The following is a 25,929-nucleotide window of genomic DNA, read 5'->3' as shown; positions in this document are numbered from 1 at the left end:
CCCGCCGACCCGCCGACCCGCCGACCCGCCGACCCGCCGACCCGCCTCAACGAGGATGCCCGGCATGACCGCCCTCCCCCACTCCCCGCCGAGCCCGCACGGGGGCACTCCCACCGCGTCCGACCGGCTGCTCTCCGTGCTCGCCGCGTTCGATCACGCGCATCCGGCGTTGTCCCTGACGGACATCAGCCGGCGGGCCGGACTGAGCCTCACCACCGCGCACCGGCTGGTGGGTGCCCTGACCCGGTGGGGCGCCCTGGAGCGGGACGGGTCGGGTGTGTACCACGTCGGACTGCGACTGTGGGAGGTGGCCGCGCTCGCCCCGCGGGGTCTCGCGCTGCGGCAGGTCGCGCTGCCGTACCTGGAGGACCTGTACGAGGCGACGCACGAGAACGTGCAACTGGCGGTGCGCGACGGTGGCGAGGTCGTCTACACCGAGTGGCTGGCGGCGCGGTCCTCGGTCGGCGTGCACATCCGCGTCGGCGCCCGCTGGCCGCTGCACGCCACCGGGGTCGGGCTGGCCCTGCTCGCGCACGGCGAACCTGGGTTCCAGGAGGCGTACCGCACGGGACCGCTCGCCTCCTTCACCCCGTACACGATCACCGACCCGGTCCGGCTGCGCCGGGTCCTGGCCGAGGTGCGGCGCACCGGGGCCGCGGTGAGTGACCGGCAGATCACCGACGACGCCCTGTCGGTGGCGGCGCCGGTGCACGGCCGCGACGGCGCGGTGACGGCGGCCGTCTCGGTCGTCGTCCCCTACGCGGACGCGCAGGTGCCGACGCTGGTCCCGGCGGTGCGGCTGGCGGCACGCGGGATCTCCCGCGCGCTGGGGTGGCGCCCCGAGGGCCCCGCGCGCCGGCTCCCGGATATCCCTCTCACCGGTGAGGACGGGGTCCCGGACACCTCGTAATGCGGTCTGGTCGAGGTGCGCCTGGACAGCCGTACCAGCACGCCGGTCGGCAGCTTCGTCGTGGGCAACACGGACGGCCGGCAGTCGTGGCGCACCATCTGGGCGAACATCGCCTCGGTGACGGGCACGCACGACGTGTACCTGACCTTCACCAGTGAGCAGCCCGCCGACTTCGTGAACGTCAACTACCCGGCCCTTCAGGACTTTGTTGGCGGATTCGGTGACTGTCCTTGGCGATCTTGTTTGGTGCGGCAGTCTGGTGGGGTTCTGTTCCGTCTCGCGGGGAGGCAAGGGAGGGACTGCGATGTCGCTGCGCCCTGTGCCCGCTCCGTCCGTTCCGGAGGCTACCGCGCGGGTGGCGCGGGCCGCGTTCCGCAAGGGATGCCTGGCCATGTGGATCCGGGACGAACTCGGTCCGCTGTTCAAGGACGAGCAGTTCGCTTCGGCGTTCCCGTGCCGGGGCGGCCCGGCCTGGTCGCCGGGGCAACTGGCGATGGTCAGCGTGCTGCAGTTCGCGGAAGGGCTGACGGACCGGCAGGCCGCGGACGCGGTGCGCGGGCGGATCGACATCAAGTACATGCTCGGCCTGGAGCTGGATGATCCCGGGTTCGACTTCTCCGTGCTCAGCGAGTTCCGTGACCGGCTGATCGCGCACGGCCTGGAGGAACTGGTCCTTGACCGGCTGCTGGAACGAGTCGGTGAGTTGGGGCTGGTGCGGGCGGGAGGCCGTCAGCGCACCGACTCCACGCATGTGCTGGCCCGGGTGCGGACGCTGAACCGGATGGAGTTCGTGGGCGAGACCCTTCGCGCCGCGCTGGAGACGCTGGCCGTCGCAGCGCCTGTCTGGCTGCGGCAGGCCGCCGCGCCGGAGTGGTTCGAGCGCTATGGCAAGCGCATCGACTCCTTCCGCTTCTCCAAGGGAGCCGACGCCCGGCAGCGGTGGGCGCTGACCGTGGGAGAGGACGGATTCGCGCTGCTTGAGGCCCTTTACGCGTCCGACGCACCGGTCTGGCTGCGCGAGGCCGAGGCGGTGCAGGTCCTGCGGACCGCGTGGGTGCAGCAGTACCACCGCGACGAGAAGGGGGTGCGCTGGCGGGAGGGCAAGGACCTCCCGCCGGGCAGGCTGAGGCTGTCCAGCCCCTACGACACCGACACCCGCTACAGCGTCAAGCGCGGCGCGGGCCGGGACGGCTACAAGGTCCACTTCACCGAGACCTGCGAACCGGACGCCCCGCACCTGATCACGAACGTGGTCACCACCGACGCCACCGTCCCCGACGCCCAGATCACCGAGCCCGTCCACCACGCTCTGGCCGCACGCGGCCTGCTGCCCGCCATCCACCTGGTCGACTCCGGCTACACCTCCGCCGCACTGCTGGTCGCCTCCGCCGGGCAGAACATCGAACTGATGGGTCCGGTCTTCTCCGATACCACCGCCCAGGGCCGTGCCGGACAGGGCCTGGGACAGGACGCCTTCACCATCGACTGGCCGGCCCGCGCCGTCACCTGTCCCCGCGGCCGGCGCAGTGCCATCTGGTCTGAGCAGCGCAAACCCACCGGCACCGAGATCGTCCGGGTCCACTTCGCCAAGACTGACTGCGACGCCTGCCCGGTCCGCGCCCAGTGCACCAGCGCCGCCAACCCCAAGCACGGGCGCAGCCTCACCCTGCTCACTCAGCCCCAGCAGCAAGCCCTCGACCAGCGCCGACGCGAGCAGGAGACCGATGAGTGGAAGGCCGCCTACGGCACCCGCGCAGGTGTCGAAGGCACCATCTCCCAGGCCGTCCGGGTGACACGCACACGCACCACCCCCTACCGCGGGCTGGACAAGACCCACCTCGGTCACGTCCTGACCGCAGCCGGACTCAACCTCCACCGACTGAACACCTGGTGGAACGGGACCCCCATCGGCACCACCCACATCAGCCGGTTCGCCCGCCTCGGCTTGGAACTGGCCGCCTGAACACACCGAATCCGCCAACAAAGTCCTGAAGGGTCGGGCTTGCAGGCAGAGCGCGGCATGAAGCCGTGCTGTGGTCCCCTGCGTCCGGAACGGCTAGACCGTTCTGGGGCGGTTGACTGCGCCCCGCTGCCACACAGCATCGGCCCGATAGGCGATGTTGCGGGAGCCGTTGTGGTCCGCGTGCAGCCGGAAAGGTCTTCCAGTCCGATACCCCGCGAGGTGCGTTCAGCGGTGTGGACGAGTTTCTTCGCAATGATGTGGTTGCGCTGGGTCGCGTACCTGGATTCGCGGCGCCGGATGTTCTTCAGCCGGCGCATCGCGGACTTGGTGCGCTTCTTCTGGAGCTTGGACCTCAGGTCACGTTGCCGCTTGCGGTACCGGTTGACCTGACGGCCGGACATGATCTGCCCGTCCGACGTGGTCGCGATGTTCACGATCCCGAGGTCCACCCCGAGGAACCCGTCCGGCTCGTAGGCCGGGGGTTCAGCCACATCGACGGTGGCCAGCAGGAAGAGCATGCCGTCTCGCACGACGAGGTCGGATTCGCCCTTGCGGAAGGCGAGGAGTCTGAGGGCATCGGGCGAGCAGACGAACGGAATACCCTTCAGCCGTCCGGCAACCGTCCAGATGCTGACCGTCTGCCGGTCCAGGTTCCAGGTCAGCATGCGGTCGTCGTACGGCTGCGCGGCACCCTCACGAAATCTGATGGGTTTCGACTCTGCCCGCTGCCGCCGCTTCGAACCTTCGGGCCCGAGGTTCCCGGCCTTCAGGTTCGCCTTCAGGATGGCGTAGGCGTCGCACACCTTCTTCACGGTGCGGACGGCCGCCTGTGCCCCAAGGTCGAAGTCCGCCTTGATCTGGTGGTACACGGCTTCCTGCAGCACGTTGCGACGCTTCAGGTCGCGGGTGAACGCGACGTCGGAAGCGGTGTTAGCGGCCCGGTTGCAGGCGCGCAGGGTCGCTGCCAGTGCGTCCGCGTCATGAGCGGACGCGGACAGCAATTTCAACCGGCCCCCACAAGAGGGCGAAGGGGCTCCACTCACCGTGGGGCCCCTTCGTCACGTCCGGTGCCGGTCCGCTCAGACAACTCCGCACAGCGCGACTCCGCTCAGCGCAACTCCGCCCGCAACTCCGCCCGGAACGCCGCCGGTGTCCGGTCCGTGTGCTGCTGGAAGAACTTGGAGAAGTTCGCCGCGTCCGGGAAGCCGACCGCCGCGCCGATCCGGCCCGTCGGCATCTCGGTGTGGGCGAGGAGCCGCTTGGCCTCCAGGACGACGCGCTTGTCTATGAACCCCTTGGGTGTCTCGCCGGTGGCGGCGCGCACCGCGCGGACGAGGGTGCGGCGGGAGTAACCGAGCGCGTCGGCGTAGGCGCTGACGCTGTGATTGGTGGCGAAGCCGCGTTCGACCGCGTCCCGGAAGAGGGTGAAGGTGCTGTCCCCCGGCGTCTCCGTCCGCCCCTCCCGCGCCGCCCGGGACGAACTGGCCGCCAGGTGTGCGAGGCGCAGCAGGAACGCGGACAGCGTGTGGCGCAGTACGGCGGTGTGCAGGCTGAGCGGGAGCGTGGTCGCGTCCTCGTACTCGCGCCGCAGTTGGTCGAGCGCCGCCGTGAGCCCGGCGAGCCGTGCCCGGTCGGGGTGGAGCAGGGGCGGCAGGTCGTAGCGGTAGAGGCCGGTGGCCTCGACGGTGGCGCGGGGCAGGAAGCCGGGCTGCATGGTCAGCACCGTTCCGCGGTACTCGCCGTCCGGCGCGAAGCGGTGGACCTGGCCGGGACGGATCCACAGCAGATCGCCGGCCGACGCCTCGTACTCGGCGAAGTCGATCATGTGACGGACCGGGCCGCCGGTGAAGAGCATGACGATGTGGAAGTCGATGCGGTGTACGCGGTGCGGCGGGACCTGCGCGTGCCAGGTCCGGCCGGCGCCCATGGGACCGACCTGCATGCCGACGCCGAGGAGGCTGAGATCGACCGGGAAGGGGAACGTCCTGATCCCGTCGGCCGGCCTGTCGCCGCCGTCTTGGAGGTTTTCGTCCGCCATGTCCTTCTCGCGCCGCCCCGCCCGTGCGCCCCGGAGCCGGGGCGTGTCCCAGTTTCACCACAGGCTGACACACCTCGACCTTCACTCTCAAAGGTCAGACTTTTAAGTTTGAACGCGTCAGACCAGCTACTCCGCTCCGATCGAGGATTTCTTGAAGATGAGCACGCAGACAGTGGACAGCGCGGACCGCCTCGAATGGACCGAACTCGACCGGCGTGCCGTCGACACCGCCCGTGTCCTCGCGGCCGATGCCGTGCAGAAGGTGGGCAACGGCCACCCGGGCACGGCGATGGCCCTGGCGCCGGCGGCGTACACGATCTTTCAGAAGGTGATGCGTCACGACCCGGCGGATCCGGAGTGGACCGGCCGTGACCGCTTCGTCCTCTCCCCCGGCCACACCTCGCTGACCCTCTACACCCAGCTCTACCTCGCCGGGTACGAGGTGGAGCTGGACGACCTCAAGGCCTTCCGCACCCACGGCTCGAAGACCCCGGGCCACCCCGAGTACGGGCACACCGCGGGCGTGGAGACCACCACGGGACCGCTGGGCCAGGGCGTGGCCAACGCGGTGGGCATGGCGATGGCCGCCCGTTACGAGCGCGGTCTGTTCGACCCGGGGGCGCCCGGGGGCGAGTCCCCCTTCGACCACACGATCTGGGCGATCGTCTCCGACGGCGACCTCCAGGAGGGCGTCTCCGCCGAGGCGTCGTCGATGGCCGGTCACCAGCGCCTCGGCAACCTCGTCCTCCTCTACGACGACAACCACATCTCCATCGAGGGCGACACCGCGACCGCGTTCTCCGAGGACGTGCTGAAGCGGTACGAGGCCTACGGCTGGCACGTGCGGCGCGTCGAGCCCGCCGAGAGCGGCGACGTCGACGTGCACGCGCTGTACGCGGCGCTGACGGCGGCGAGGGCGGAGACCGGGCGCCCGTCCATCGTCGCCCTGCGCACGATCATCGCGTGGCCCGCCCCGAACGCGCGGAACACCGAGGCGTCCCACGGCTCCGCCCTGGGTGAGGACGAGGTCGCCGCCACCAAGCGCGTCCTGGGCTTCGACCCGGAGAAGTCCTTCGACGTCGAGGACGAGGTCCTCGCCCACACCCGCGAGGCCCTGGACCGGGGCGCCGAGGCGCACGCCGCCTGGGACAAGCGGATCGCCGCCTGGCGGGACGCCGCCCCCGAGCGCGCGGCGCTGTTCGACCGCGTGGTCGCCGGCCGGCTGCCCGAGGGCTGGGCGGAGAAGATCCCGGTCTTCGAGGCGGGCAAGGGCCTGGCCACCCGCGCCGCGTCCGGCAAGGTGCTCCAGGCACTCGGCCCGGTGCTGCCCGAACTGTGGGGCGGCTCGGCCGACCTGGCGGGCTCCAACAACACCACCATCGACAAGACCAGCTCCTTCCTCCCCGAGGGCAACCCGCTGCCCGGGGCCGACCCGTACGGCCGCACCGTGCACTTCGGCATCCGCGAGTTCTCGATGGCCGCCGAGATGAACGGCATCGCGCTGCACGGCAACACCCGCGTCTACGGCGGCACCTTCCTGGTCTTCTCCGACTACATGCGCAACGCGGTGCGCATGTCCGCGCTGATGCGGCTGCCGGTGACGTACGTGTGGACGCACGACTCCGTCGGCCTCGGTGAGGACGGCCCGACCCACCAGCCGGTCGAGCACCTCGCCGCCCTGCGCGCCATCCCCGGCCTCAACGTCGTCCGCCCGGCCGACGCCAACGAGACCGCGACCGCCTGGGCCGAGATCCTCAGGCGGCACTCGACCGACCCGGCGCCGCACGGCCTGGCCCTCACCCGTCAGGGCGTACCGACGTACGCGCCGAACCCGGACGCGGCGCGCGGCGGGTACGTCCTCGCCGACGCCTCCACCGGCGCCCCTGACGTCGTCCTGATCGCGACCGGCTCGGAGGTGCAGCTCGCGGTGGCCGCGCGGGAGGCGCTGGAGGCGGAGGGCACGCCCACCCGGGTGGTGTCGATGCCGTCCGTGGAGTGGTTCGAGGAGCAGTCGCGCGAGTACCGCGAGAGCGTGCTGCCGCCCTCCGTGCGGGCCCGGGTGGCCGTGGAGGCAGGCATCGGCCTGACCTGGCACAAGTACGTGGGGGAAGCGGGCCGCATCGTCTCCCTCGAGCACTTCGGCGCCTCCGCCGACGCCAAGACCCTGTTCACCGGGTTCGGCTTCACCGCCGACCACGTGGCCGCCGCCGCCAGGGAATCCCTGACCGCCGCCCGCGGCTGATCCCACCGGACCCCACCCCGATCCGACGCAGAAAGAGAAGATGATCACTGTGACCGAAGCAACCGCGACCGCGGGAGCACTGCGGCGCCTGGCCGACCAGGGCGTCTCCATCTGGCTGGACGACCTGTCGCGGCGGCGGATCGAGTCCGGCAACCTCGCCGAACTGATCAGGACGAAGAACATCGTCGGCGTGACCACCAACCCGTCGATCTTCCAGGCCGCCATCGGCTCCGGCGAGGGCTACGAGGAGCAGCTCGCGGACCTCGCGGCCCGGGGCGTCACCGTCGACGAGGCGGTGCGGATGATGACCACCGCCGACGTCCGCGCCGCCGCCGACGTGCTGCGTGAGGTGTACGACGCCACCGGCGGGCGGGACGGCCGGGTCTCCATCGAGGTCGACCCGCGGCTCGCCCACGACACGCGGGCCACGATCGCCGAGGCGCGTCAGCTCGCCTGGCTGGTCGACCGCCCCAACGTGATGATCAAGATCCCGGCGACGAAGGCCGGTCTCCCGGCGATCACCGAGGTCATCGGCGCCGGTATCAGCGTCAACGTCACGCTGATCTTCTCCCTGGAGCGCTACCGCGAGGTCATGGACGCCTACCTCGCCGGCCTGGAGAAGGCGCGGGCGGCCGGACTCGACCTCGGAGGCGTTCACTCCGTCGCCTCGTTCTTCGTCTCCCGCGTCGACAGCGAGATCGACAAGCGGCTGGCCCTGCTGGGCACGGACGAGGCGCTCGGCCTGCGCGGCAAGGCGGCGCTGGCGAACGCTCGACTGGCCTACGAGGCGTACGAGAACGTCTTCGCGGGTGACCGCTTCACCGCCCTGGCCGGGGCCCGCGCCAACACCCAGCGCCCCCTGTGGGCGTCGACCGGGGTGAAGGACCCGGCATTCCGGGACACCCTGTACGTGGAGGAGCTGGTCGCTCCCGGCACCGTGAACACGATGCCGGAGGCCACCCTGGACGCCGCCGCCGATCACGGCGACGTGCGGGGCGACACGGTCACCGGTGGTTATGCCCAGGCCCGGGCCGACCTCGCGGCCGTGGAGCGGCTCGGCATCTCCTACGACGAGGTGGTGGAGCAGTTGGAGCAGGAGGGCGTGGCCAAGTTCGAGGCGGCCTGGCAGGACCTGCTCGGTGCCGTGACGAAGTCCCTCGACAGCAAGGGAGTTGACGGGGAATGAGCGAGGAGCTTCCCGCTACGAAGGTCCAGGAGACCAAGGCGACGAAGGAAGCCGAGGAGACCAGGACGGCCCAGGAGGCCGCGGGGCATCCGAAGGCGGAGGAAGCCGGCGGGTCCGGGTCCGCCGGGGCTTCGAAGGCGGGCGGGGCGGCCGGGTCGGGCCGCGCCGCCAAGAAGTCCCGGGCGACCGGCGCGGCCAAGGGCGCGACGGGAGCGAAGGGCGGTGGCGCCGGCGAGAAGGCGGTCACGCCCGTGACACCGCTCGACTGGAGCAACCCGCTGCGCGATCCCCAGGACCGGCGGCTTCCCCGTATCGCGGGCCCGTCCGGTCTTGTCATCTTCGGTGTCACGGGCGACCTGTCCCGCCGCAAGCTGATGCCGGCCGTGTACGACCTGGCCAACCGCGGCCTGCTGCCCCCGGGCTTCTCGCTCGTCGGCTTCGCCCGCCGGGACTGGGAGGACGAGGACTTCGCCCAGGTCGTGCACGACGCGGTCAAGGAGCACGCGCGTACGCCGTTCCGTGAGGAGGTCTGGCAGCAGCTCTCCGAGGGCATGCGGTTCATCCCCGGCGACTTCGGCGACGACAACGCGTTCGAACAGTTGCGCAAGGCCGTCGAGGAGCTGGACACCTCCCGCGGCACCAGTGGCAACTACGCCTTCTATCTCTCCGTACCGCCGAAGTTCTTCCCGAAGGTCGTCCGGCAGCTCAAGAAGCACGGGCTGGCCGACGCCCCGGACGGCTCCTGGCGCCGCGCGGTGATCGAGAAGCCGTTCGGGCACGACCTGGACAGCGCCCGCGACCTGAACGCGCTGCTGCACGAGGTCTTCGACCCGGAGCAGGTCTTCCGCATCGACCACTACCTGGGCAAGGAGACGGTCCAGAACATCCTGGCGCTGCGCTTCGCGAACACGATGTACGAGCCGATCTGGAACCGGTCCTACGTCGACCACATCCAGATCACCATGGCCGAGGACATCGGCATCGGCGGCCGGGCCGGCTACTACGACGGCATCGGCGCCGCCCGTGACGTCATCCAGAACCACCTCCTCCAGTTGCTGGCCCTCACGGCGATGGAGGAGCCCGCCTCCTTCGACGCGTCCTCGCTGCTCACCGAGAAGCTGAAGGTCCTGCGGGCCGTGCGGCTGCCTCAGGAACTGGGCGAGCACACGGTGCGCGGGCAGTACGCGGGCGGCTGGCAGGGCGGCGCGCAGGTACCCGGTTACCTGGAGGAGGAGGGCATCGACCCGGCCTCCACGACCGACACCTACGCGGCGATCAAGCTGGGCATCGACAACCGCCGCTGGGCGGGCGTCCCCTTCTACCTGCGCACCGGCAAGCGCCTCGGCCGCCGCGTGACGGAGATCGCGGTCGTCTTCCAGCGGGCCCCGCACTCCCCCTTCGACTCCACCGCGACGGAGGAGCTGGGCGAGAACGCGATCGTCATCCGCGTCCAGCCCGACGAGGGCATGACGGTGCGCTTCGGCTCCAAGGTGCCGGGCACGTCGATGGAGATCCGGGACGTGTCCATGGACTTCGCGTACGGCGAGTCGTTCACGGAGTCCAGCCCCGAGGCGTACGAACGGCTGATCCTGGACGTCCTTCTGGGTGACGCCAACCTGTTCCCGCGCCACCAGGAGGTGGAAGAGTCCTGGCGGATCCTCGACCCGGTCGAGGACTACTGGGACTCGCACGAGAAGCCCGCGCAGTACGCGTCGGGCGGCTGGGGACCGCGGGAAGCCGACGAGATGCTCGCACGAGACGGACGGAGCTGGCGCAGGCCATGAGGATCGACCTGACCGACACCACGGCAAGCAAGGTCAACAAGGCGCTGGTGCAGGGCCGCCGGGCCATCGGCACACCGGCCGTGGGCATGGTGCTCACGCTGGTCATCGTCACCGACGAGGAGAACGCCTACGACGCGATCAAGGCGGCCGAGGAGGCCTCGCACGAGCACCCCTCGCGCACCCTGGTCGTCATCAAGCGCCACCCGCGCAACCTGCGCGACCGCACCCGCTCGCACCTCGACGCCGAGGTCCGGGTCGGCTCCGAGGCCGGCACCGGGGAGACGGTCGTGCTGCGCATGTACGGGGAGGTGTCCGAGCACGCCGACTCGGTGGTGCTGCCGCTGCTGCTGCCGGACGCGCCGGTCGTCGTGTGGTGGCCCGTGGAGGCGCCGGACAACCCCGCGAAGGACCCGCTGGGCGCGCTGGCCCAGCGCCGGATCACCGACCTGTACACGGTCGAGCGGCCGATGGAGGTCCTGGAGCGCCGGGTCCGCGCCTACGCGCCCGGCGACACCGACCTCGCCTGGACCCGGCTGACGCTGTGGCGCTCCATGCTGGCCGCCGCCCTTGACCAGGCCCGGGTGCCGGTGACCTCGGCGGTCGTGGAGGCCGAGGCGGACAACCCGGCGGCCGAGCTGCTGGCCCGCTGGCTGGAGGCCCGGCTGGCCGTCCGCGTGGACCGCGTCATCACCGACGGGCCGGTCGTCACGGCCGTCCGGCTCGGCACGGCGAACGGCGAGATCGTCATCGACCGGCCGGAGGGTCCGCTCGCCACGATGACCCTGCCCGGTCAGCCCCCGCGCTCCCTCGCCCTGAAGGTGCGCCCCACCTCCGAACTCATCGCCGAGGAACTCAGGCGCCTCGACGCCGACGAGATGTACGCCGTCGCCCTGCGCGGCGAGGCCGGCAAGGAGACCCCCGTTCATGTCTGACACCCCGAAGCTCAACCGGCGGCCCCAGTGGACCGCGCTCGCGGACCACGCCAAGGGCGCGCTGCCGCATCCGGACCTGCGTGAGCTGTTCGCCCGGGACCCGGGGCGCGCGGAGCGGTACGTCGTGCGCGTCGGCGACCTGCGCATCGACTACTCGAAGAACCTCGTCACCGACGAGACGCTGGCCCTGCTCCAGGAACTGGCCGCCGCCACCGACGTGTTCGGGCTGCGCGACGCCATGTTCCGCGGCGAGCGGATCAACATCACCGAGGACCGGGCCGTCCTGCACACCGCCCTGCGCGCCCCGCGGGACGCGGTGATCGAGGTCGACGGCGAGAACGTCGTCCCCAAGGTCCACGCCGTGCTGGACAAGATGGCCGCCTTCGCCGACCGGGTCCGCGGCGGTGAGTGGACCGGCCACACCGGCAAGCGCATCCGCAATGTCGTCAACATCGGCATCGGCGGCTCCGACCTGGGCCCCGCGATGGCGTACGAGGCGCTGCGCGCCTTCACCGACCGCTCCCTCACCCTCCGCTTCGTGTCCAACGTGGACGGCGCCGACCTGCACGAGGCGCTCCGGGACCTGGACCCGGCCGAGACGCTGTTCGTCATCGCGTCCAAGACCTTCACCACCATCGAGACGATCACGAACGCGACCTCGGCGCGCTCCTGGCTGCTGGCCGGCCTCGGGGGCGAGGAGAAGGCGGTCGCCAAGCACTTCGTGGCACTGTCGACGAACGAGGAGAAGGTCGCCGATTTCGGCATCGACACGGCCAACATGTTCGAGTTCTGGGACTGGGTCGGCGGCCGGTACTCGTTCGACTCGGCGATCGGGCTGTCCCTGATGATCGCCATCGGCCCGGACCGCTTCCGGGAGATGCTCGACGGCTTCCGCATCGTCGACGAGCACTTCCGCAACGCCGAGGCCCCGGCCAACGCCCCGCTGCTCCTCGGTCTGCTGGGCGTCTGGTACGGCGACTTCCTGGGCGCGCAGTCGCACGCGGTGCTGCCGTACAGCCACTACCTGTCGAAGTTCACCGCGTACCTCCAGCAGCTCGACATGGAGTCCAACGGCAAGTCCACAGGCCGCGACGGAGACCCGGTCGAGTGGCAGACCGGACCCGTGGTCTGGGGCACGCCGGGCACCAACGGCCAGCACGCCTACTACCAACTGATCCACCAGGGCACCAAGCTGATCCCGGCGGACTTCATCGGCTTCGCCCGGCCCGTGGCCGAGCTGAGCGACGGACTCAAGGCCCAGCACGACCTGCTCATGGCCAACTTCTTCGCCCAGACCCAGGCACTCGCCTTCGGCAAGACCCCGGACGAGGTACGCGCCGAGGGGGTGCCCGAGGAGCTGGTCCCGCACAAGACGTTCCTGGGCAACCACCCCACCACGACCGTCCTGGCCACCGAGCTGACCCCCTCCGTCCTCGGCCAGCTCATCGCCCTGTACGAGCACAAGGTGTTCGTACAGGGCGCGATCTGGAACATCGACTCCTTCGACCAGTGGGGCGTCGAGCTCGGCAAGGTGCTCGCCAAGCGCGTCGAACCCGCCCTGACCGAGGGGGCGGACGTGCCCGGCCTCGATCCGTCCACGGCCGCGCTGGTGGCCGCCTACCGTGAACTGAAGGAAGTGCACTGACATGCAGATCGGTCTTGTGGGTCTCGGCAAGATGGGCGGCAACATGCGCGAGCGGCTGCGCAACGCCGGCCACACCGTCGTCGGATACGACACCAATCCCGAGCGGGCCGACGTCGACAGCCTGGTCGACCTCGTCGAGCGGCTGGACCGGCCGCGCGCGGTCTGGGTCATGGTCCCGGCCGGCGGCGCCACCCAGCACGTCATCGACCAGCTCGGGGCGCTGCTCAAGCCCGGCGACACCGTCATCGACGGCGGCAACTCCCGCTGGACGGACGACGAGAGGCACGCCGAGGAACTCGGCAAGCGCGACATCAACTTCGTCGACGCGGGTGTGTCGGGCGGCGTGTGGGGGCTGGAGAACGGCTACGCCCTGATGGTCGGCGGCGAGAAGGAGACCGTCGACGACCTGAAGCCGGTCTTCGACGCGCTCAAGCCCGACGGCCCCTACGGCTACGTCCACGCGGGCAGGGTCGGCGCCGGGCACTTCTCCAAGATGGTCCACAACGGCATCGAGTACGCCATGATGCAGGCCTACGCCGAGGGCTGGGAGCTGCTGGAGAAGGTCGACTCCGTGGACAACGTCCGCGAGGTCTTCCGCTCCTGGCAGCAGGGCACCGTCATCCGCTCCTGGCTCCTCGACCTGGCTGTCAACGCCCTCGACGACGACCACCACCTGGAGAAGCTGCGCGGGTACGCGGACGACTCGGGCGAGGGCCGCTGGACCGTCGAGGCGGCGATCGACAACGCGGTGCCGCTGCCCGCGATCACGGCCTCCCTCTTCGCGCGGTTCTCGTCCCGGCAGGACGACTCGCCGCAGATGAAGATGGTCGCCGCGCTGCGCAACCAGTTCGGCGGGCACGCCGTGGAGTCGGCGAAGAAGTAGCCCGGCGTGGCGGCAACACGTTGACGTGAACGGCCGGTTCGGGTCAGAGTCCCCGCGATGGAGATCAACGACCTGACACCGGCCGAGGCGCGCGTCCGGCGTGCCTTCGCGACGGGCTCCGCCGTCGACTTCCGGGCCGCGGACGACGAGGACCCGGCCGACGGCGGCGCCTGGGGGCCCGAACGGACCGTACGGGCCGGCGTGTTGCGGGCGCTGCTCCTGGACGGCCCCCGGGAGGACGGCGAGGTGGCCGCGCTGAGCCTGGCGGGGGCGCGCGTCACCGGGCCGCTGGAACTCCAGTCCGCGACGGTCGACCACCCCGTGCGGCTGCGGCACTGCCACTTCGACGACGTGCCCCGTCTCCACGCGGCCCGGCTGCGCGAGCTGAACCTGAGCGAGTCCGTCCTGCCCGGCCTGATCTCGCACGCGGTCCGGGTGGACGGCGTACTGCGGCTGACCCGCACCCGGTTCGGCGGGATGGTGCGGCTGGCCGGGGCGGAGATCACCGGCAGCCTGTATCTGGAGAGCGCGCAGATCCGCGCGCCGGACGCCGAGGGGCCGGTGCTCCAGCTCAACCAGGCGGTGCTGGGGGCCGACCTGTGGGCGCCGGGGCTGCGGGCGGCGGGCGAGGTACGGCTCAACGGGGCACGGGTGGCCGGGACGGTCAACCTCACCGACGCCGTACTCGGCCGGCCGGGCGGCACCGCCCTCCAGGCCGAGACCCTCGCCGCCGAGTCCGACGTGCTGCTGCGGCACGCGGACGTCCGCGGCCGGCTGGAACTGCGCGGCGCGCGGATACCCGGCCGGCTGGACCTGTCGCACGCCCGGCTGGCGAACCCCGGGGGCACCGCGCTGCGTGCCAGCAGTTGCGTGATCGGCGAACTCTGGCTGCGCCAGGGCCCGGTGGTGGAGGGCGTGCTCAATCTGCGCCGCGCCCAGGTGGACGTGCTGTTCGTCGAACCGGAGGTCATACCGGCCCGGGTCCAGCTCAACGACCTCACCTACACGTCCCTGGTCCCGCACGAGCCCGCCGAGCGACGGCTGCCGATGCTGGAGAAGGGCGACGGCTACCTCCCCTTCATCTACGAGCAGTTGACCGCCTCCTACCGGCGGATCGGCGACGACGACGCGGCCCGCCTCGTGCAGCTCGCCAAGCAGCGGCGGCGCCGGCGCACGCTGCCCTGGTACGGCCGCGTGTGGGGTCATCTCCAGGACGTCACGGTCGGGTACGGCTTCCGGCCGCTGCGGGCGGGCGGCTGGCTGCTGTCGCTGCTGGCGGTCGGCTCCCTCGCGTACGGCCTGCACCACCCGCCGCCGCTCAAGCCGGAGGAGGCCCCCGACTTCGACGCGGTGTTCTACACCCTCGACCTGCTGCTGCCGGTGATCTCCTTCGGTCAGGAGAACGCCTTCTCGCCCGAGGGCCGGTACCAGACGCTGTCCTACGTCCTGATCATCACGGGCTGGATCCTGGCCACGACGGTCCTCACCGGCCTGACCCGCACCGTCAGCCGCCAGTGAACCCGCGTGCCGCGCGGCGGCCGCGCGGGCGCGCTGGACGAGTTCGAAGAGGCTCGCCGTCGGCGAAGTGGGCGCTCGGGGCGCTCGGGGCGCTCGGCCCCGAAAGCGGCGGATCATGAAGTTCTGAGTGGGCGTGCGCGGGGTATGCCGGATCCGTCTTCGAAGAACGACCGAGGAGAACGATGGCGATGCCACCCCTGCGCCAGGAGGTCGACGCGGGTGCGGCCGGACTGGATCCCGCGGCGCTGGACCGGCTCGACCGGCACTTCGCCCGGCAGGTCGAGGAGGGCCGGCTGCCCGGGTTCCTGGTGGCCGTCGCCCGCGGCGGCCGTGTCGCCCATCTGACCGTGCACGGCCGGCGGGACGTCGCCGCCGGGGTGCCCGTGTCGGCCGACACCCTGTGGCGGATCTACTCCATGACCAAGCCGGTCACGTCCGTGGCGGTGCTGATCCTGATGGAGGAGGGGCGGCTGTCCCTGCACGACCCCGTGGACCGGTACCTGCCGGCCTTCGCCGAGCCCAGGGTGTACGTCGAAGGGGCCGGGGACGGCTCCGCGGGCGACGTCGTCACCCGGCCCGCCGCCGGTCCGGTCCGCGTCCGGCATCTGATGACCCACACCGCCGGGCTGACCTTCGGCTCCTACCACTGCCACCCGGTGGACGGGCTGTACCGCGCGGCCGGCCTGGAGTCGTCGGTGCGGCCCGGCGCGGACCTGGCCGAGACGGTCGACCTCTACGCGAGTCTGCCCCTCCAGTTCGAGCCGGGCACGCAGTGGAACTACTCGGTGGCCAGCAACGTGCTGGGCCGGCTCGTCGAGGTGGTCTCCGGGCAGTCGCTCGACGCCTTCTGCGCCGAGCGGATCTTCGGACCGCTCGGCATGACCGACACCGGCTTCCACGTCACCGACGAACAGGCGGACCGGCTGGCCGAGTTGTACGGCGAGACGGACGCCGGCGGCATCGAGCCGGTCCCCGGACTGCCGCTGCGGGGCCGGCCGCGGTTCCTGTCGGGCAGCGGCGGCCTGGTCTCGTCCGCGTACGACGTGCACCGCTTCGCGGAACTGCTGCGGCGCCGCGGCGCACTCGACGGAGTCCGCCTGCTCGCCCCGCGGACGGTGGACCTCATGACCCGCAACCACCTCCCCGGCGGCGCCGACCTGCGCGCCCTCGGCAGCCGCCCCGCGCACGACGAACCCGGCAACGACGGCGTCGGCTTCGGCCTCGGTGTCTCCGTGGTGACGGACCCGAGCCGCACGCAGTCGCCCTCCGGGCTCGGCACGTTCGGCTGGAGCGGAGTGGCGACGACCACCTTCTGGGTCGACCCGGGCCGTGATCTGACGGTGCAGTTCATGACCCAGGTGCGGCCAAGGTCCTCGCACACGGTCTACCCGGACCTCAAGCGGCTCGTGCACGAGGCGGTGACGGACTGCGACCGCGCGGGCGCCGGAGCCGGAGCCGGAGCCCGCGTCAGGACAACACGTGCGCCATCGCGTCGAGGTGCGGCAGGTGGTGGTCCAGGCGCTCGCGCTTGGTCCGCAGATAGGTGATGTTGCTCTCGCACGGCGGGATCAGCAGCGGCACCTGCTCGGCGACCTGGATGCCGTGCCGCACCAACGCCTCCCGTTTGCGCGGGTTGTTGGACATCAGGCGCACGGAGCGCACGCCCAGGTCCTTGAGGACGCGGGCGGCGACACCGTAGTCCCGGGCGTCCACCGGCAGGCCGAGGGCGAGGTTCGCCTCGACCGTGTCCAGGCCCTCCGCCTGCAGTGCCATCGCGCGCAGCTTGGCGAGCAGTCCGATACCGCGTCCCTCGTGTCCGCGCAGATAGACGACGACGCCGCTGCCCGCGGCGACCACCGCCCGCAGCGCGGAAGCCAGTTGGTCGCCGCACTCGCAGTGCTGGGAGCCGAAGGCGTCGCCCGTCAGGCACTCCGAGTGGAGCCGGGTGAGCACACCCTCGGCGCCCGGATCGCCGTGCACGAGGGCCACTTGTTCGTCGCCGCGCTCGTGGTCGAAGTAGCCGAACGCACGGAACTGCCCGTACACGGTGGGCAGAGGCGTCACCACGACGCGTTCCACGTCCGTGCGCTGCGCCGCGTTCTTGCCGAGTACACCGATGTTTTCTGTCATGATTCTCGCGTTCCTCAAAAGATCCTCGGCGGATCCCTCAACGGATCCCTCAACAGGTTGCCCGACAGGTTGTTCAAGAGATTGCTCAACAGAGACGAAAGGCCGTGCGGGAATGGATGCTTCACTGATGCCGGCGGACACGACGCAGGACGTGCGCGGGCGGGCCGCCGGGGTCGTGCGGCAGGTCGCGGTGCTGCCTGTCGGCAGTTTCGAGCAGCACGGCGCGTACCTGCCGTTGGCGACCGACACGCTCGTCGCCTGCGCCGTCGCCCGGGAGATCGCCGCCGCGTACCCGGTGCACCTGCTGCCGCCGGTGACGATCGGCTGTTCGCACGAGCACGCCGACTGGCCCGGGACCGTCAGCATCTCCTCGGTGACCCTCCACGCGGTGGTGACGGACATAGCCTCCTCCCTGCGCCGCTCGGGAGTCGAGGCCCTGGTCGTGGTCAACGGACACGGCGGAAACTACGTACTGGGCAACGTCGTTCAGGAGTCCTCCGCACGCGGTGAGCGGATGGCGCTGTTCCCGGCCGCGGAGGACTGGGAGGCGGCGCGGGAGCGGGCCGGGGTGGTCACGTCGTTGCTCACCGACATGCACGCGGGGGAAATCGAGACCTCCATTCTTCTGCACGCGCACCCCGAATCGGTCCGGCCCGGTTACGAGGCCGCCGATTGCGTCGCGGACGACCGGCGTCATCTGCTCTCCCTCGGTATGTCCGCCTATACCGATTCCGGTGTCATCGGGCGTCCTTCACTGGGATCGGCGGAAAAGGGGAAGGAACTGCTGGCGAGCCTCGCGGATTCCTTCGGAACGTATTTCTCTTTCCTGACGGCGGACGAGGTTCCCGGGCGGGTGTGAGACCGGGGCCGAGCGCGGGGACGGGGACGGGACCACGGACGCGGGCGGGGACTCGGACGGGGGGACCGGCGCGGGTGAGGCGCGTTCGCCGCCGTGCCCGCACCCGCCCTCCGGCGGACGACGAGGACGACGACGCCGGGCAGACTCGCCACGAGGCTGAGCACGCCGTACACCACCGCCACACCGAGCCCGGTGCCCGCGCCCAGCCCCGCCGCGCCGAACGCCCAGGCGGTGACGCCCTCCCGGGGCCCCCAGCCGCCGACGTTCAGCGGCAGGCCCATGGCGAGCAGGGCCAGCACCGCCAGCGGCGTGAGCACGGCGACGGAGGCGCCGCTGCCGGCCACCCGGGCGGCGAGCACGAACATCGCGAGATGCCCGGCGAGCACAACGACGGACGCGAGCGCGATGCCCGGCAGGTTCCGCCGGGACAGCAGCCCTTCGCGTACCTCCCCGAGCGTCGCCCGCAGGGCCCGACCCCGGCGTGCGGGCACCCGGTTCATGCGCAGGGCGAGGACGACGGCGAACGCGCCGAGCACAGCCAGGCCCACGAGCGGGGCCAGGTGCCGGGCCTCGGTCAGCACCGGGGACTCCATCGTCAGCAGTACGGCGACACCGATTCCGATCAACGCGAGCTGTCCGGCGACCCGTTCGAGGACGACGGCCCGCACGCCGCGCCCGAGGTCGCCGGCGCTCCGCCCGTGCCGCACCGCGCGGTGCACGTCACCGAGGACGCCACCGGGGAGGGCCGCGTTGAGGAACAGGGCGCGGTAGTAGTCGGCGACGGCCGGTCCGAGGGGCAGCCGGATGCGCAGCCCCCGGGCCACAAGTGCCCAGCGCCAGGCGCTGAACACCGTGGTGACCAGCCCGATCCCGAGTGCCGCCAGCACCGTGGTCCCGTCGATCCGACGCAGCCCGTCCAGGAAGGCGCCGGTCCCCATCCGCCACAGGAGCACGGCGAGGACGACGGTCCCGGCGAGAGTGCCGAGGTGGGCACGCAGGGCGCGGCGACGGGGCGGCGCGCTGCCGGCGGGGATGCCCGGGTCCGGACGTAGGTCGGTGGGGAGGCCCCTCGGCGGTGCCGGGGGCACCCCGGGCACCGCGGGCACCGCAGGCATCCCGGATACCGCAGGCACCCCGGGTGCCACCGGAACGGTCGGTGCCCCGGGCGCCGCCGGTGCCGCAGGTACGGCCGGTACGGCCAGTGCCGCAGGCGCCGCCGGTACGGCCAGTGCCGCAGGCGCCGCCGGTACGGCCAGTGCCGCAGGCGCCGCCGGTACGGCCGGTACGGTCGGTGCGCTCACGAGGTCCCGCCCGTCGGCCGGCACAACGCCAGTAGGTCCGTGTGGTGGACGAGCACGCGCAACTCCCCGGCGGCGCAGGCCGCGAGGCGCTCGTCCAGGTAGCGGCCGGCCCGCTCACGCAGGTCGGGGCGCTGTTCGACGGCCGCACCGACCCAGCCGCGCAGCCACTGGGCGGTGAGTTCGGCCTCGTTGGGGCCGAGGCGCCAGGGGCTGGGGTGCGCCCGTACGGTGGCGCCGTGTCCGGCGAAGGCCTCGGCCGCCGTGGTCACCGCGTCCGGACCGAGCATGCCGGTACGCCGCTGGTGTTCGTTGAACGCCTCGGTGATCTCCACGTCCAGGGGGTGCGCGGGGGTCAGATCGACGCGCCCGGCGACGGAGAGGGTCAGCAGGGCCGGGCAGCCGGCCGCGGCACAGGCGGCGGCGAGATTGCCGACCTCCTCGATGGTGAGCACGTCGAGCAGCGCCGACGCCGTCACCAGCGCGGCGCCGGTCAGCGCGTCCGGAGTGAGCCGGGCGATGTCCCCGCGCCGAGTCTCGACGGTGACGCGGCTCCCGTCGGCTGCCGTACGAGGGGCGGCGACGGCGGCGAAGTGCAGGAGATACGGGTCGCGGTCGTGCAGCACCCAGTGCTGGGGCCCGTCGAGCAGCGGAGCGAGCCAGCGTCCCATCGACCCGGTGCCGCAGCCCACGTCGTGCACCACCAGCCCGTCCGCCCGCCTCGGCAGGTTGGCGAGCCGGATCCGCAACGGGTCTAGCAGGTCGTGCGCTCGCGCGCCGGCATCGGCGGGCTCACGCAGCCGCAGCCACTCGGGGGCGTAACGCGGGGGGTCGTCGGGCGGCCCCTGCATCGCCGGCCCCTGCATCGCCGCCGAGCCCGGACCGCCCTGCCCCGACTCCGGTCCCCGCACCGGGGCCTCGCGGAGGCGGATGGTGGCGCGCTCGGCGGAGACGGTGTCTCCCGCGGGCTGCGTGGCAGGACGACCGGTGGAGCCGCCGCCGGACCGGTCGGCGGGGCGGTTCACGGGCCCCTCGCCCGACCCGTCCACCGCACCGAAGGCAGGCCGCTCACCCCGCCGTTCGACGGCTCCGGCGGCGGCGAACGGGCCCGCGCCCTGCCGGGTGGGCCCCGCTCCGGGGATTACGCCGTTCGCGGTGTCGAGGGCGTCCTGGGGGCCGGGCCGGGCCGGGATGACGCTTCCGGTCGGTGCGGTCGTCTTCCTCGTACTCATGCCGCCCTCCTCGGTTCACTCGGCAGCCGGTGCAGTACTCCGGCCAGGCTCTGGGCCGTGGTGGCCCAGCCGTTCAGGGCGGCACGGCGACCGCGGGCGGCGGCCTTCAGGCGGCGGCGTACGTCCACCTCGCCGAACCAGCCGCGCAGCTCCGCGGCGAGTGCGGCGGGATCCTCCGGCGGTACGAGGATGCCGGGCACCCCGCCGTCGGGCGCGCGTCCGACCGCCTCCGGGAGGCCGCCGACGTCCGTGGCCAGCACGGGGATGCCGCGCGCGAGAGCCTCGGTCACCGCCATGCCGTACGTCTCGGCGTACGAGGTGAGGACCATCAGGTCGGCGGTCGCGTAGGTGGCGTCCAACTCCGCGCCCGTCCGCGGCCCGGCGAGCACCAGCCGCTCCTCCAGACCGTGCCGTGCGATCAGCGACCGCAGCCCGTCGACGTACTCCGGGTCCTGCCCGAGCCCGCCGACGCACACGCAGCTCCACGGCAGGTCGGTCGCGGCCGCCAGCGCCTCCACCAGCCGGTGCTGGCCCTTGCGGGGAGTGACCGCGGCGACGCACAGCAGCCGGGAGACGCCGTCGGTGCCGGGCGCGAGGGGCGCGATGTCGGCGCCCGGGGCGGCGACGTGGACGCGGCCCGGGTCGAGGCCGTGGTGGGAGACGAGGCGCCGCACCGCCCAGTCGCTGGTGGCGACGACGGCCGGGACGGCGCGCAGCACCGTGCGTTCGCGGGCGTCGAGTTCGGCGGCGACGGCGGGGGCGAGGCCGGTCTCGTCGCCGAGCGGGAGGTGGACGAGGACGGCCATGCGCAGCCGCTCGGCCTCCGGTACGACGATCTCCGGCACCCCGCAGGCGACCAGCCCGTCGAGAAGGACGACGGCACCGTCCGGCAGCCTTCGCAGGACGCGGGCGAGTTCCGCGCGGGCGGCGTCGTCCGGCCGGGGCCAGTCACCCGGTACGGGCAGACCCCGTACCCGCCACCCGAAGCCGGGCAGGTCAAGCCGTATCCGCCGGTCGTAGGCGTTGCCGCCGCTCGGCGCGGCCGGGTCGTCGACCCCACCCGGCATGACGAAGTGCACGGAGCGCAGGGACATGGGGACGATCCCCCCGTTCCTCGGGGACGAGGCCGGCACGGACATCTGCGTGGGGACGTAGGTGAGCCGGGCGCGCCCGGCGCTCGCGCCGGGGGTCGCTCCAGGGGACGTCTCGGCCATCGCCCCCAGGGCCGTGTCGGCCGTCGCTTCGACGGATGTGTCGGTCACAGCGCACGCTCGTAACTCGCCCAGGCGACATGCGACTCGTGCAGGGTCACGGTGAGGCCGGCCAGCCCCCTGGCCCCCTCGCCGAGCGCGCCCTTGTGCACGCGGTCGGCGAGGCGGTCGGCGATGACCTTGGCCAGGAACTCCGTGGAGGTGTTGACGCCGGCGAAGTCGGGTTCGTTGTCGAGGTTGCGGTAGTTCAGCTCGCCGACGACGGCACCCAGCTCCTGGGTGGCCAGTCCGATGTCGACGACGATGTTGTCCTCGTCGAGCTGCTCGCGCCGGAAGGTGGCGTCCACCAGGAACGTCGCTCCGTGCAGGCGCTGCGCGGGCCCGAAGACGTCGCCGCGGAAGCTGTGGGCGATCATGATGTGATCGCGGACGGTGATGCTGAACAACGGACGACCCTCCAGGTGTGGCACGTCTGATCCCCCGCCGATCGCTGCGCGGGGTGCCGTCTATTACGGCGGGATGCCTTCCCTTGTTCAGGGGTCCGTACGTCTTTTCTCAGGTCAGGCGCCGGTGGCCTCCCGGTCGTACCGGATCCGGTGGCACAGGGCAGGAAGGTCACCGAAGGCCAACCGCGGCATCACGTCGGGCAGTTCACCGAACGCGGACTCGCCGCTGACGAGGGCGTCGAGCGCCGGGTCGGCGAGCAGGTCGAGGGCGAGGGCGAGCCGGTCGGCGTAGGTGCGGGTCGCGCCGCGCGCCGGTGAGACGGTGCCGACCTGGCTGCCGCGCAGGGTCAGGCGCCGGGAGTGGAAGGCCTCGCCGAGCGGCAGGGCGACGCGCCGGTCGCCGTACCAACTGAGTTCGACGACGGTGCCCTCGGGGCGCAGCAGCTCCAGTGACCTGGCGAGCCCCGCCTCCGTTGCACTGGCGTGCACGACGAGGTCGCGGTCGCCGAGGGCGTCGGCCGGGGACGCGAAGCCGACGCCGAGTGCCCCGGCGACCTGCGCGCGGGCCGGATCGGCGTCGACCAACTCGACGCGGACGCCCGGGAAGCGGGCCAGCAGGGCGGCCACCGAGCAGCCGACCATGCCGCCGCCGACCACGGTGATCCGGTCGCCGACCAGCGGGGCCGCGTCCCACAGGGCGTTGACGGCGGTCTCCACGGTGCCGGCGAGCACGGCCCGCCCGGCCGGGACCTCCGGGGGCACCGGGGTGACGGCGGCGGCCGGGACGACGTACCGGGTCTGGTGCGGATAGAGGCAGAAGACGGTACGTCCGACGAGGGTGCCCGGCCCCTCCTCCACCACGCCGACGTTGAGGTAGCCGTACTTCACCGGCCCGGGGAAGTCACCCTCCTGGAAGGGCGCGCGCATGGCCGTGTACTGGTTCTCGGGCACCCGGCCGCCGAAGACGAGGGTCTCGGTCCCCCGGCTCACGCCGGTGAAGAGCGTACGCACGAGCACCTCGTCCGCGCCGGGCGCCGGCAGCTCCACGTCCCGGATCGCGCCCCGGCCTGGCGATTCGAGCCAGAACGCGTGTGCCATGCGGGTCATCGGATGTCCTCCTGAACGATCGGGAAGCCGCCCACGTACCGAGGGATGCACAAGCCGCGCACAAGGTAGCGGCGTTGATCGACTCTGTCACACGGCCGGAGGGTGTTCGGTGGCCCTGAACAACACGTACGACGCGTATGACACGGATGGTGCCTACGGCGCGGATGGTGCCTACGGCGCCTTTGACGCAAGGCCGGTTCAGCAGGAGACGGCGGTGGGGGCGGGCGCGCAGATCCTGCTTCTGGCGCTGCTGGGAACCGCGATCGGCATGGGCACGGCGGGCTGGCTGACCGGCCTCGCGTTCGCGTTCGCGACCTGGGCGGTACTGTCCCGCGCCCTGCACCGCTCCCGGCTGCCGTCGTTCGGCCCGGCCAACCGGGTCACCCTCGGCCGGGCCACCCTGGTCGGCGGGGTGACGGCCCTGGTCGCGGAGTCCTTCAGCGGCGCGCCGCCCGTCTCCCTCCTGGTCGGCCTGACGGCCGTGGCCCTGATCCTGGACGGCGTGGACGGCAAGGTCGCGCGCCGCACCGGCACGTCGTCGGCGCTGGGCGCCCGCTTCGACATGGAGGTCGACGCGTTCCTCATCCTGGTCCTCAGCGTGTACGTCGCGCTGGACCTGGGCCCGTGGGTGCTGCTGATCGGCGGCATGCGCTACGTGTTCGTCGCCGCGGCCCGCGTGTGGCCGTGGCTGACCGCTCCGCTGCCGCCGAGCACGGCCCGCAAGACGGTGGCCGCGCTCCAGGGCGTACTGCTGCTCCTGGCGGGCGCGGACCTGCTGCCGCGGGTGGCGAACGCCGGGGTGGTGGCACTGGCGCTGGGCCTGCTGGTGTGGTCGTTCGGCAGGGATGTGCTGTGGCTGTGGCGGACTTCGCGGCAGCCGCGGACGCCCGCGCGGGCGGCGGTGCGGGAACTCGTCGCCCAGTGAACGTCCTCGGCGGGGTCTCACACCCTGCGGAAGAGTGAAGCGTAAAGAGTGTGAAGAGCGACTCCCGCCGCCTGACGCGTCACGCGTCACGCGTCACGACTGAAGCCCGCGGCGCGGCCGACTCGGCTCAGGCCAACGCGCCCGTCTGCCGCAGGAGGCTCAGCGCGTCGGCGACGGCCCAGTGTTCGGCCATCCGCCCGTCCCGGTAGCGGACCATGTCCATCACGCGGAACTCGACCTGCTTGCCGGACGGGGCGACGCCGAACCACGGTCCGGTGTGCCGGGCGCGGAACACCTTGTGGGTGGCCACGAGATCTCCGTCCCCCACACAGTGCAGGATCCGCACGGTGAGGTCGGAGAACGCCGCGTGCATGGCGGTCATGGTGGCGTGAACGCCGGCCCGGTCGGCTGCCTGCCCCGATTCGGCCGTGTGGTTGTGGTAGTCGGCGTGCACGAGCGTGTCGATCAGGTCGAGCCGTCCCCCGTGCTGCACCTGCTCGACGAAGAACCGCATGCGGTCCACATGGGTCGTCGACCCACCAGTGTCTGTCATGGCTCCAGTCCAGCATCCGTCCGCCAACGGCACCAAGACCGGTCGAGGCCCTCTCCCATACCCTGAGGGTATGGATTCCCGAGAGGTGGCCTACTTCGTCGCGGTCGCCGAGGAACGGAACTTCACGAGGGCCGCGGCACGGCTCGGTATCGAGCAGCCCCCGCTGTCCCGGGCGATACAACGGCTGGAACGGCGTTTGGGTGTCCGGCTGTTGGAGCGCACGAGCCGCCGGGTCTCGCTCACCCCGGCCGGCGAGGTTCTGCTGGACGAGGGCCGTAGGGCGCTCGACTCGCTCACGGCGGCGGAGCAGTTGACCCGACGTGCCGGGCGAGCGCGGCAGCGGCTGACGGTGGTGACGAAGCCGGGCGGCGACGCCGGCCTGCTCAACCCCGTTCTGACCCGGTTCGCCGCCCGTCCCGACGCCGTCGACGTCGAGGTACTGATCTGCGGCATCGGCGAGGAGAGGACGCTGCTGCGGGACGGAACCGCAGACATCGCGCTGCTGCGGCTGCCGCAGGAGGATCTGGGCGGCCTGGCCACCGAGGAGTTGCTGACCGAACGCGAGATGGTGGTACTGGCCCGTGCTCACCGGCTGGCCGGGAGCACGTCGGTAGGCATGGCCGACCTGGCCGGTGAGGTCCTTCCGCGCTGGAGCGAGGCCGCGGCGGGGAGTGGACCGGTCATCAAGGACACCGGGCAGGTGGCGGAGCTGATCGCCCTCGGCCGCATGGTCGCCGTCCTTCCCGAGTCGGTCGCGCGTCACCTCGGCCACGACCTGGTCGCCGTCCCCGCCGACGGTCGCCGGACGACACTGCTCGCAGCCTGGCCCGAAGAGCGCCGCGACCTGGCGCTTGCGGCGTTCATCCGTACGGCGGCCGAGACCGCGGCAACGCACTCAACGGGGTGACGCCGCGCAAACCCCGGGGGCCCATGGTCAGTGGGCCGTGGTCACCGCCCCTGAGGACCGTACTCGCTCGGCCTGCCCCGACCCCGGACCCCGCCCCGCGGGCCCTGGCGTTCGTCGCCACTGAGCTGGCCTGCTTCGACGCCGCCGTCGAGGCGTGGTA

20 protein-coding genes and 3 pseudogenes are annotated in these 25,929 nt (G+C 72.1%); 14 read left to right on the top strand and 9 right to left on the bottom strand.

Annotation, left to right across the window (positions count from 1 at the left end):
- Positions 1 to 64: 64 nt before the first annotated feature.
- From KUM40_RS15220 to KUM40_RS15210, 3 genes and pseudogenes are all read left to right on the top strand, one after another.
- On the top strand, positions 65 to 910 hold the full coding sequence (locus KUM40_RS15220) for an IclR family transcriptional regulator (protein ID WP_374227383.1): 846 nt from the start codon (positions 65 to 67) through the stop codon (positions 908 to 910).
- Positions 911 to 913: 3 nt separating this feature from the next.
- Positions 914 to 1,099 (top strand): annotated as a pseudogene (locus KUM40_RS15215) (carbohydrate-binding protein); the annotation flags it as partial.
- A gap of 115 nt (positions 1,100 to 1,214) precedes the next feature.
- Positions 1,215 to 2,873 (top strand): IS1182 family transposase, encoded by a 1,659-nt coding sequence (locus KUM40_RS15210; protein ID WP_217166454.1) that lies wholly within the window; start codon positions 1,215 to 1,217, stop codon positions 2,871 to 2,873.
- A gap of 251 nt (positions 2,874 to 3,124) precedes the next feature.
- Here KUM40_RS15210 and KUM40_RS42670 read toward each other — a convergent pair.
- Positions 3,125 to 3,391: pseudogene (locus tag KUM40_RS42670) on the bottom strand (transposase); the annotation flags it as partial.
- Positions 3,392 to 3,981: 590 nt separating this feature from the next.
- Entirely contained in the window at positions 3,982 to 4,911 is a 930-nt protein-coding gene (locus tag KUM40_RS15200) for an AraC family transcriptional regulator (protein ID WP_217166453.1), read from the bottom strand.
- Between the two features lie 157 nt (positions 4,912 to 5,068).
- Between KUM40_RS15200 and tkt the strand changes: the two genes are divergently transcribed.
- The 8 genes from tkt to KUM40_RS15160 all read left to right on the top strand — a co-directional run bounded on the left by tkt (position 5,069) and on the right by KUM40_RS15160 (position 16,648).
- Entirely contained in the window at positions 5,069 to 7,153 is a 2,085-nt protein-coding gene (gene tkt, locus KUM40_RS15195; RefSeq protein ID WP_217166452.1) for a transketolase, read from the top strand.
- 40 nt (positions 7,154 to 7,193) lie between these two features.
- Positions 7,194 to 8,339: a transaldolase gene (gene tal / locus KUM40_RS15190; RefSeq protein ID WP_217166451.1), complete on the top strand. Its 1,146-nt coding sequence runs from the start codon at positions 7,194 to 7,196 to the stop codon at positions 8,337 to 8,339.
- Complete coding sequence (gene zwf / locus KUM40_RS15185) at positions 8,336 to 10,123, top strand: glucose-6-phosphate dehydrogenase (RefSeq protein WP_217166450.1); 1,788 nt, start codon at positions 8,336 to 8,338, stop codon at positions 10,121 to 10,123. Before tal ends, zwf begins: the two co-directional genes overlap by 4 nt.
- Positions 10,120 to 11,055 (top strand): glucose-6-phosphate dehydrogenase assembly protein OpcA, encoded by a 936-nt coding sequence (opcA, locus tag KUM40_RS15180; protein ID WP_217166449.1) that lies wholly within the window; start codon positions 10,120 to 10,122, stop codon positions 11,053 to 11,055. The genes zwf and opcA overlap by 4 nt, the downstream gene beginning before the upstream one ends.
- Entirely contained in the window at positions 11,048 to 12,700 is a 1,653-nt protein-coding gene (gene pgi / locus KUM40_RS15175) for a glucose-6-phosphate isomerase (RefSeq protein ID WP_217166448.1), read from the top strand. The genes opcA and pgi overlap by 8 nt, the downstream gene beginning before the upstream one ends.
- A 1-nt stretch (position 12,701) precedes the next feature.
- Positions 12,702 to 13,583, top strand: a complete 882-nt coding sequence (gene gnd / locus KUM40_RS15170; RefSeq protein ID WP_217166447.1) for a phosphogluconate dehydrogenase (NAD(+)-dependent, decarboxylating) — start codon at positions 12,702 to 12,704, stop codon at positions 13,581 to 13,583.
- Positions 13,584 to 13,640: 57 nt separating this feature from the next.
- Positions 13,641 to 15,101 carry a membrane-associated oxidoreductase gene (locus KUM40_RS15165; protein WP_217166446.1) on the top strand — a complete coding sequence of 487 codons (1,461 nt, stop codon included), beginning with the start codon at positions 13,641 to 13,643 and terminating at the stop codon, positions 15,099 to 15,101.
- A 188-nt stretch (positions 15,102 to 15,289) separates the two neighbouring features.
- Entirely contained in the window at positions 15,290 to 16,648 is a 1,359-nt protein-coding gene (locus KUM40_RS15160; protein ID WP_254395149.1) for a serine hydrolase, read from the top strand.
- On the opposite strand, the gene ribA is transcribed toward KUM40_RS15160, so the two are convergent.
- Entirely contained in the window at positions 16,569 to 17,231 is a 663-nt protein-coding gene (ribA, locus tag KUM40_RS15155; protein WP_217166445.1) for a GTP cyclohydrolase II, read from the bottom strand. The genes KUM40_RS15160 and ribA overlap by 80 nt on opposite strands.
- A gap of 112 nt (positions 17,232 to 17,343) precedes the next feature.
- Here ribA and KUM40_RS15150 point away from each other — a divergent pair.
- A pseudogene (locus KUM40_RS15150) lies at positions 17,344 to 18,069 on the top strand (creatininase family protein); the annotation flags it as partial.
- Here the strand turns inward: KUM40_RS15150 and KUM40_RS15145 are convergent.
- The 5 genes from KUM40_RS15145 to KUM40_RS15125 all read right to left on the bottom strand — a co-directional run bounded on the left by KUM40_RS15145 (position 17,952) and on the right by KUM40_RS15125 (position 23,384).
- On the bottom strand, positions 17,952 to 19,205 hold the full coding sequence (locus KUM40_RS15145) for a lysylphosphatidylglycerol synthase transmembrane domain-containing protein (protein ID WP_254395076.1): 1,254 nt from the start codon (positions 19,203 to 19,205) through the stop codon (positions 17,952 to 17,954). The pseudogene KUM40_RS15150 and the gene KUM40_RS15145 sit on opposite strands and share 118 nt — an antisense overlap.
- A gap of 182 nt (positions 19,206 to 19,387) precedes the next feature.
- Positions 19,388 to 20,620, bottom strand: a complete 1,233-nt coding sequence (locus KUM40_RS15140; protein WP_217166444.1) for a hypothetical protein — start codon at positions 20,618 to 20,620, stop codon at positions 19,388 to 19,390.
- Entirely contained in the window at positions 20,617 to 21,834 is a 1,218-nt protein-coding gene (locus KUM40_RS15135) for a glycosyltransferase family 4 protein (RefSeq protein WP_217166496.1), read from the bottom strand. Before KUM40_RS15135 ends, KUM40_RS15140 begins: the two co-directional genes overlap by 4 nt.
- A gap of 44 nt (positions 21,835 to 21,878) precedes the next feature.
- A complete protein-coding gene (locus tag KUM40_RS15130) occupies positions 21,879 to 22,277 on the bottom strand; it encodes a 6-carboxytetrahydropterin synthase (RefSeq protein ID WP_217166443.1) in 399 nt (132 codons plus the stop codon).
- A gap of 114 nt (positions 22,278 to 22,391) precedes the next feature.
- The gene (locus KUM40_RS15125; RefSeq protein ID WP_217166442.1) at positions 22,392 to 23,384 is read right to left on the bottom strand and encodes a zinc-binding alcohol dehydrogenase; all 993 of its coding nucleotides are present in this window, start codon (positions 23,382 to 23,384) and stop codon (positions 22,392 to 22,394) included.
- A 109-nt stretch (positions 23,385 to 23,493) separates the two neighbouring features.
- On the opposite strand from KUM40_RS15125, the gene KUM40_RS15120 reads away from it, so the two are divergent.
- Entirely contained in the window at positions 23,494 to 24,309 is an 816-nt protein-coding gene (locus tag KUM40_RS15120) for a CDP-alcohol phosphatidyltransferase family protein (protein WP_374227382.1), read from the top strand.
- Between the two features lie 127 nt (positions 24,310 to 24,436).
- On the opposite strand, the gene KUM40_RS15115 is transcribed toward KUM40_RS15120, so the two are convergent.
- On the bottom strand, positions 24,437 to 24,862 hold the full coding sequence (locus KUM40_RS15115; protein ID WP_217166441.1) for an ester cyclase: 426 nt from the start codon (positions 24,860 to 24,862) through the stop codon (positions 24,437 to 24,439).
- A 70-nt stretch (positions 24,863 to 24,932) separates the two neighbouring features.
- Here KUM40_RS15115 and KUM40_RS15110 point away from each other — a divergent pair, with 70 nt between their 5' ends.
- Entirely contained in the window at positions 24,933 to 25,769 is an 837-nt protein-coding gene (locus tag KUM40_RS15110; RefSeq protein WP_217166440.1) for a LysR family transcriptional regulator, read from the top strand.
- Positions 25,770 to 25,929 lie beyond the last annotated feature (160 nt).

The organism is Streptomyces sp. AC512_CC834 (assembly GCF_019049325.1).
GTDB lineage: Bacteria > Actinomycetota > Actinomycetes > Streptomycetales > Streptomycetaceae > Streptomyces.
The sequence above is the reverse complement of the archived record's forward strand: the minus strand, read 5'-3'. Positions and strand labels throughout refer to the sequence as shown.